Source organism: Alphaproteobacteria bacterium, assembly GCA_015231795.1.
Lineage (GTDB): Bacteria > Pseudomonadota > Alphaproteobacteria > Rhodospirillales > WMHbin7 > WMHbin7.
Map to the genome: position 1 here is coordinate 1 of JADGAX010000019.1, position 8,193 is coordinate 8,193.

Genomic DNA, 8,193 nt, shown 5'->3' on the forward strand with positions numbered 1-8,193 from the left:
TTTGATTCACTGATTGGGTCGGATTGCATGGAGGCACTGGGATGGTGCCGGGATTCTTTGACGTTGATACATACCTCGCCGGGCTTTCGAAGAAGGACGACGTTCTGGAGGAACTGAGCGGCAAGATCTCGTTCGAGATGTTCCGCAGCGATCTTGAGCGGGCGATACCCCGCTCGGATGGGGCCAAGGTGGACGCCCTCCTTTCGATCATGTGCTGATGTTCAAGGCCTTGGTCTTGCCGGCGATGAACGGGCTTGGCGACAAGGCAACGGAGTATTTTATGCGCGACCGCCTGACCTGGAAGCAGTTCCTGGGCCTTGAGCTTGCCGATCCCGTTCCCGACGCCAACACGATCTGGGTGTTTCGTGAGCGTCTGACCAAGGCGGGGGCAATCAAGGGTGTTTCGATACAGGCCGCCAGCTTCGCGGCCAGACAGGCCTTCCCATTAGTGCAGAACCTATATTAAATACAGGTACCGTCTGTGGAGACGGGGCACAAGGGATATTGCGAATGCTTATCAGATGTCGCGAAGAAACCAAGCTGGTGTCCGATCAGGACACCAGTGCCGCTTTGCTCTGCAAGACGCATCCAAACGGCTTGCTAATTGGAAGAAATGCTTTCTGAGTGAAGCCCAGGAGGCATGAATTGCCGTGACAAAGGGGTTTTCTCTTATGTCGCGATAGTGCCGCGGCTGCACGTTTAGGAGGTTTGATGATGGATGATCCCCGTATTCTGGTGGTAGAAGATTCGAAATTCTTCAATTCCGTCGTCAGCAAGGCGGTTCGGGAACGCGTGGGGGGCGAAGTCGTTTCGGCGCTATCCTTGGCCGAGGCGATGAAGGCTGTCGCGGATGGTAATTCGCGGTTCGGACTCGCCTTAGTCGATTTGGTCTTGCCCGACGCCCCCAACGGCGAGGCGGTGAACTGGCTTAAGGATCAGGGCATTCCCTGCATCGTGTTTACCGGGATGTTTTCGGAAGACCTACGCGAGCGTTTTCTAGCTGAGCACGTGATAGATTACGTGGTCAAGGAGGCACCTTCCAGCCTCAACTACTTAGTCGAATTGGTGGGTAGGCTGACTCGCAATCGAAACACCAAGGTTCTGGTGGTTGACGATTCCCGAACAGCCCGACGCTATGCCACTGATCTGCTGAGGAGCTACCAGTTTCAGGTGTTTGAGGCTGAGAGCGGCGAAACTGGGTTGAGTGTCCTTGCCGACAAACCAGACATTCGACTGGTGATCACAGATTACAACATGCCCGGCATAAATGGCGTGGAGATGGTCAAGCGCATGCGGGCGACGCATGATCAGGAACGCCTAGCAATCATCGGCGTGTCCTCTGGCGGTGGTAATGCGCTGTCGGCCAAGTTCATCAAGTTCGGCGCCAACGACTTTATCAACAAGCCGTTCCTGCGTGAGGAATTCTTTTGCCGCGTCATGCAGAACGTCCGGATGTTGGACATGGTGGAGCGGCTGACCGACATGGCGACCAAGGATGCTCTGACGGGCATCCATAATCGCCGCTTCTTCTTCGATGCCGGAGAGTCTCTGTTCGCCAGCGCCAAGCGGGAACAAGTCGCCTTGACTGCGGCCATGATCGACGTCGACTTCTTCAAGAAGGTCAACGACACTTATGGACATGACGGCGGTGATGCGGTTTTGAAACGTGTTGCTACCCTGTTGCGCAGTCTATGCCGCCAGACCGACGTTGTCGCCCGCTTCGGCGGCGAGGAATTCTCTATTCTGGCCGTCAACATGGACGACAGCACCGTGCGTCCTTTCTTCGACAAATTGCGGGCCGCCCTGGAAGCCGAGGAGATCGTCCATTCGGGAAATCGAATTCCGGTCACCGCAAGTTTTGGCATCTGTCATGGTGTCGGCACGTCGCTGGAAGCCATGCTAAAGACCGCCGACGAAATGCTTTATCAGGCTAAGCAGAACGGACGAAACCGTGTCGAGGTCGCATGACGAACACCCCTGTCCGCCTAGGGCTTATGCCCCCGTTGTCCGGCCTAGTCGAAATGTACGGCCAAGAGATTGTCTGGGCGGCGACGATCGCTTGCGCGGAGATCAATGAAAGCGGCGGCGTCCTGGGGCGTCCGTTGGAGTTGGTCATCGAAGACGATGGCAGTCTGCCGCAGACGGCGGTCCCGGCAGCGCGGCGGCTTGTCGAGCAGCACAATTGCAGCGCCATCATCGGCAACCTGCTGTCGAACGCACGCATCGACGTGGCGGCCAAGGTGGCCGATCCCATGGGCATTCCTTACCTCAACTTCTCCTTCTATGAAGGCAGCATCTCGTCCAGTTGGTTCTTCCATTTTGCGGCTTTACCCAACCAACAAATCGACAAGATGATCCCGTTCATGGCCGAGCGCTACGGCCTGAAGATGTTCTTTGCCGGCAACAATTATGAATGGCCGCGAGGATCAATCGACGCCTGTAAACGTTCGCTGGCGGCCTTGAACGGCGAGATCGTCGGAGAAGAGTATCTGCCCCTCGGGGTCCGCACCGAAGAGATCGACGTCTTGCTGGAGCGGGTGGCCCGCTCCGGTGCCGACGTCTTCGTCCCTTACTTCGCCGGGACGGACCAAATCACCCTGCTGTCCCGGTTCGCCGAAATGGGCATCAAAGACCGCATGGCCGTAGTGATGGGACATTTCGACGAAATCATCGCCGGTCACCTGTCCCCCAAAGCCCGAGAAGGGCTCTATTCCAGCAACACCTACTTCATGTCCGTCGATACACCGGGGTCGCGTGTTTACCTTGCGCGTTTGCGCGAATTGCCGGATGTCTTGGGATTGTGGCCCAACGGAAACGGAGTTCTGACCAATTTCGGCGAAGGCACCTATGTTTGCGTCAAGGCTTTCGCCGAAGCCGTGCGCGCGGTCGGCAGCCTGGAGCCGAAGGCACTTGCGCAAGCACTTGAGAAGATTCAAGTCTCCAGTCCGCAAGGTGTGGTTTCGATGGATCCCCTGACCCATCACGCAACCGTCAATTCCTATCTGACGCGTTGCCGGGAAGACGGCACCTTCGAGGTCGTCCGGGCATTCGGCCCGATCTCGCCGGTGATCCCCGCACGGTATCGATCACCTCCCGACAGGCCGCACTTTACCGAATCGCCCTCCAATCCTCAGGTGGCGGCTCGCTTGGCATCCGAGGCTGCGGACGCCTACCAGAAAATTGGAACGGCGAAGCAAATCCTGGCCCACGCGGACATGGCCATTCTGGCCACCGACCAGGACGGCTTCATCACTGACGCCAATCGCGCCGCAAGCGAGATGTTTGGCTACGCGGAAGACGAATTGATCGGCCTGTCGGTCAATCTATTGATCCCCCCACACATCCGCAGCCTTCATCAGGAACATCTAGCCCGTTTCCTGGCAAGCGACGAAACCGAACGGCGTATGGGCCAGCGCGGAGAAATCACCGGTTATCGTAAGGACGGCACCTTCTTCCCCTTGGAAGCCTCTATAGCCAAGTTCCACAGCGACGACGCCTGGGTGCTTGTCACCACCATGCGCGACCTGACGGCGGTGAGAGAAGCCGAGGCGGAATTAACTCGCCGCGCCACCCACGACGCCCTGACCGGCCTCCCGAACCGCGTCCTTATCCACGAGCGCCTCGAGAAGACTCTCCATCGGTCAAAGACCCGCAGCGACAATATCGCGCTCTTGTTCATCGATTTGGACGGTTTCAAGGCGGTGAACGACAAGTTCGGACACGAGGCCGGAGATCATCTGCTCAAGGAGATTTCAAAGCGCTTCATCCATGTGGCGCGCCCCGGCGACACCGTCGGTCGACTAGCTGGCGACGAATTCGTAATCCTATGCGAGCATATCGATTCCCCGGCTATGCTATCGTCCTTGGCGGAAAGAATACTCGCCGCCGCCAAGCAACCGGTCCTTTACGGAACAGACAAGTTGCTTATCACCGCCAGCATCGGCATTGCCGCCGGACACGGCTCGACCCATGCAGCCGATGATCTGATCCGTGCTGCCGACACGGCGATGTATTCCGTCAAGGAATCAGGGCGTGCGGGATGGCGTTTCTTCAACGAAGGCCTTCAGGATGAAGCCCAACGTCGGTTGTCGATTTCTACCGGTTTGCGCTCGGCACTGGAAAAGAACGAGTTTTATACCGTATTCCAACCCATCGTCGATACGCGGTCGTCGGTGGTGGTCGGCGCCGAGTTGCTGCTGAGATGGCGGTCGGACGAGGGCGAGATTTCCCCTGCGGCTTTCATTCCCATCGCCGAAATGAACGGTACCATCGTGGACATCGGCTATTGGGTTTTCGAGGAGGCGTGCCGAACAGAACGCCGCTGGCACACGCAGGCGGGGGAGAATGCCCCTTATGTCTCGTTCAACATGTCAACGCGACAGATGGAGGACCCGGCCCTTGTAAACCGGTTATTGTCGATCATCGCTGAAACCGGAGCCGACCCACGCCGGTTGTTGCTGGAGATCACCGAAACCTCTCTGATGGCAGACCCCGATGCAAACCGGGATACCATCGACAGGATGGCCGGGTTGGGGATGCGCATCGCCGTGGACGATTTCGGAACTGGTTACTCGTCGCTGTTGCAATTGCTCAGGTTGAAAATCGACGTCCTCAAGATCGACAAGGAGTTTATTCAGGGAATCGGCACAAATCCGGACTGCGGCGTGATCGTGTCGACTCTGTGCCGCATGTCGAAATCCCTGAATCTCAGCCTGGTGGCCGAGGGGGTGGAGACGCAAGATCAGCGGAACGCACTTCGTGCGCTCGGATGCGACTCTATCCAAGGATACCTGTTTTATCGTCCAATGCCCGCCGACGAATTGCTGACCGCGGCGGCCAATTCTCGCCGCGCCAAAGAAATCGACAGCGGCAACCTTCGCTTCCTGATTTACATCAGCCACCCAGCCACGGAGGTGACGCCCTCCCTTCTTGACGCCCTCGTCTCCGAAGCGCGGGCTTTCAACCAACTGAACGGAATTACCGGCCACCTCATTTATTTCGACGGCGTCTTCGTGCAGTATTTGGAAGGAGGGGAGGCCGACATCCGGCGCCTATACGCCATGATTCGCGATGACCCACGGCATAAGGATGTGACGCTGGTTAGCGAAGGAAAATTGGCCCGGCGTATATTCGCGGGCTGGACCATGGGTGTCAGAAGCCTTGACGACGCATTCTTGGTGGACGAACCTGATGCCGGGACGTCGCTATTCCAGCTCCTAGTCACGTCACCTGTTTCTTGCCGTACCTTGTTTGAAATCGCAGCAATTGAGACGCGCTAGTTTCTTCCCAGACGCCAGCTGCGGCCGAGGAGGATTTTCTGAAACCGACAACAGCGGGGATTGGAAAATGATCGGTATCATTCACATCGAGATCACCCAAGGTGTCTATTGGGTGGAAGTCCCCCAAGCTGACCTGCGGCTCCTGTGCGGCTGTCCGGCGGACGTAGTCAAACACATGATGCGCCGCGGTCTGATCCGCCCAACCGAAATCGGAGGCGTGCGCTGCGAGACCGGCCCCAACGCGATCCTGCTGTCCGACGTGATGGTCCAGAACGGAGCTTTCTCGAATCTGGCCGAGTTCCCCGTCCTTCAGATGTTCTACCGCCAGGGGATGTTGTTGCCAAACCATCCCGGCAATACCGGGATGCGCCCCGTCCTGGTGGGCGGCCGGGATCAAGTCCAGGCGCAGATGCAGTACATCTATCGTGGCAATTATGGCCTGATCTCACGCGAGGAACTGATCGAGGCCGGGGTCACGCCCCACGACGCCGAGTGGATGATGCGGTTGAAGCTTCGCTTCGCTTTCGGTCGAATCCAGCATCCCAGTGCACTGATCGAGGGACTGGCGCTGGATGACGATCCGGTCGAGATCCGCGGCGTCACCCTGCGGCGAACGGGCGTCAACATGTTTGAGATTTCCCATGACGGCGAAACGGTGTCCGTCGATCTCAACCTGCCGCCCGGCACCGAATACGAATGCCCGTTTCCTTTGGGCGCGTTCCAGTTCCGCCGGGATTATTTCGTCGTGGTCCATTCCGGGGAAGGCGACGGCTGGGACATCCGCCGCCCCAGCATGGGGTCGGTTCTAGTCTTCCAGGGCCGCATCTACCTGATCGACGCCGGCCCCAATCTCGGCCACACCCTCGGTGCTCTGGGCATCGGCATCAACGAGGTGGAAGGCGTCTTTCAGACCCACGCCCACGACGACCATTTCGCTGGCCTCACCACCCTCATGCAGGCCGACCGGAAAATCAAGTTCCTGGCTGTGCCCATGGTGCGGGCGACGGTGGCCAAGAAGCTGTCGGCCCTGCTGTCCATCGAGGAAAGCGACTTCGAGGACTTCTTCGACGTGGCGGATCTTGAAATGGGCGCGTGGAACGGCGTCGGCGGCTTGGACGTCAAACCGATCTTTTCCCCCCATCCGGTGGAAACGACGATTTTCGAATTCCGGGCGATGGCGGCGGACGGCTACCGCACCTACGCCCATTTCGCCGACATCGTCGGGCTGGGCATCCTGAAAGGCATGGTGATCGACGATTCCGACAAGCCGGGTCTCAGCCAAGCCATGTTCGATGAGGTGGGCAAGGCCTATCTCGCCCCTGCGGATGTCAAGAAGGTAGACATAGGCGGCGGCCTGATCCACGGCAATGCGGCGGACTTCGCCACCGACATCTCTCGGAAGATCATTCTGGCCCATACGGCGCAGCCATTAACGACAGAACAGCGCAGGATTGGCTCGGGAGCCTCGTTCGGAAGCGCCGACGTGCTGATCGCCAGCCACCGCGATTTCCTTGGGCGGGCGGCCTACCACTTCCTGCACGACTACTTCCCCGGTGTCGATGGAGATGATCTTGGCGCGCTGCTGAACGGTCCTGTTCGGACGTTCAATCCCGAAACAATTCTTCAGAAGGTGCGGGAAATCCCCGACAACATCCATCTTCTTCTGACGGGACAGGTCGAGGTGCTGGCCGAGGAAACCGACTTTCGCGCGGTGCTGTCCGCCGGAGCCCTTTTGGGTGAGATGACCGGACTGCACGGACTCCCGTCGGTCGAGACTGTTCGGGCGATGAGCTTCGTACAAGTGCTGGAGATCCCGTGTGAACTCTATGCGACCTTCGTCCGTCGGCATGAATTGTTCGGCACCATCTCCGCCCTGATGGAACGAAGGGAATTCCTTTCCCGTCAGCCATTGTTGGCGGCGGTGGTCTCGACCAGCACCCTCAATGCCATCGCAGGCAACATGACAGTGCGGGAGCATCCCGAGGGGGCGCTGCTGGACGCACGCGAGCGCATGATCGGCCTGATCGAGAGCGGAAAAGTCTCGCGCATGGTCGGAACCTCGGTGATCGAGGAACTGGGGCCAGGCGATTTCTTTGGCGAAGACTACGCCGTATTCGACATCCCGGGAATCGCGACCCTGAAGGCGACAGCGCCCAGCCGCGTCCACATGGTCCCGGCACGCCTTCTGGGCAGTATCCCCAACGTGCGTTGGAAACTGTTCGAAAGCTTCCAACGCCGCAGCAGTCTTGTGGCAGCTATCAGTGCCGAGGACAGAACCGTGCTGGCTTGGCGTCCTGAATACAGCGTCAATATCCAGCGTATCGATACGCAGCACAAACGCCTTTTCGCCACCGCAAACGCCCTCCTCGATTCCATCGAACGCGGACAGGGCCGCGCGGAGGTGTTCCAATACCTTGAGTTTCTTCTCAATTACACCCAGTACCATTTCCAGGAGGAAGAGGAGTTGCTCGCCCATTACGGCTATGTCCATCACGGCGAACATCAAGGGCGCCACAAGGCTTTGATCGATCAGGTGCAAGACATGGCGGACAGGGTGATGGGAGCAGGAGGCGTGGATGCGCAGGAATTACTTGAGTTCCTGCATGGGTGGATCGTCAATCACATCCTTGTCGAGGACAGGAAATATGCAGTTTTCCTTAATGAGAAGGGGGTGTTCTGATTTGTTCTCGCTCTACCGTGATTATAGTCATGCGCAATAGTTACAATAACGACAAATTAGGGCTTTTGTGATCCGCTGTGGACATGACCTGCAGCGTGGTTTTTCGGAAGAAAGTGTGACTTTTGTGCAGGATAGTGGTGGCCAAGTGGAAGAGGCGCGCCATTTTGACATCAGCCTTTGGTGTGTGCGGAACTGGCTGCGCGTGAGGACTTGGTCGATCGTGAAGTATCCGGC

General features: G+C 58.1%; 4 protein-coding genes and 1 pseudogene. All 5 read left to right on the forward strand.

Translation table 11 applies throughout. The annotated features are described in order from the left end of the window. The first annotated feature begins 41 nt into the window (after nt 1-41). The 5 genes and pseudogenes from HQL44_17755 to HQL44_17775 all read left to right on the forward strand — a co-directional run bounded on the left by HQL44_17755 (nt 42) and on the right by HQL44_17775 (nt 7,959). Entirely contained in the window at nt 42-218 is a 177-nt protein-coding gene (locus HQL44_17755; protein ID MBF0270428.1) for a hypothetical protein, read from the forward strand. Then, nucleotides 191-466 (forward strand): annotated as a pseudogene (locus HQL44_17760) (transposase). The gene HQL44_17755 and the pseudogene HQL44_17760 overlap by 28 nt, the downstream one beginning before the upstream one ends. A gap of 245 nt (nt 467-711) precedes the next feature. Then, entirely contained in the window at nt 712-1,968 is a 1,257-nt protein-coding gene (locus HQL44_17765; GenBank protein ID MBF0270429.1) for a diguanylate cyclase, read from the forward strand. Next, the gene (locus HQL44_17770) at nt 1,965-5,279 is read left to right on the forward strand and encodes an EAL domain-containing protein (protein ID MBF0270430.1); all 3,315 of its coding nucleotides are present in this window, start codon (nt 1,965-1,967) and stop codon (nt 5,277-5,279) included. Before HQL44_17765 ends, HQL44_17770 begins: the two co-directional genes overlap by 4 nt. 67 nt (nt 5,280-5,346) lie before the next feature. Further along, nucleotides 5,347-7,959 (forward strand): bacteriohemerythrin, encoded by a 2,613-nt coding sequence (locus HQL44_17775; protein MBF0270431.1) that lies wholly within the window; start codon nt 5,347-5,349, stop codon nt 7,957-7,959. Nucleotides 7,960-8,193: the final 234 nt, after the last annotated feature.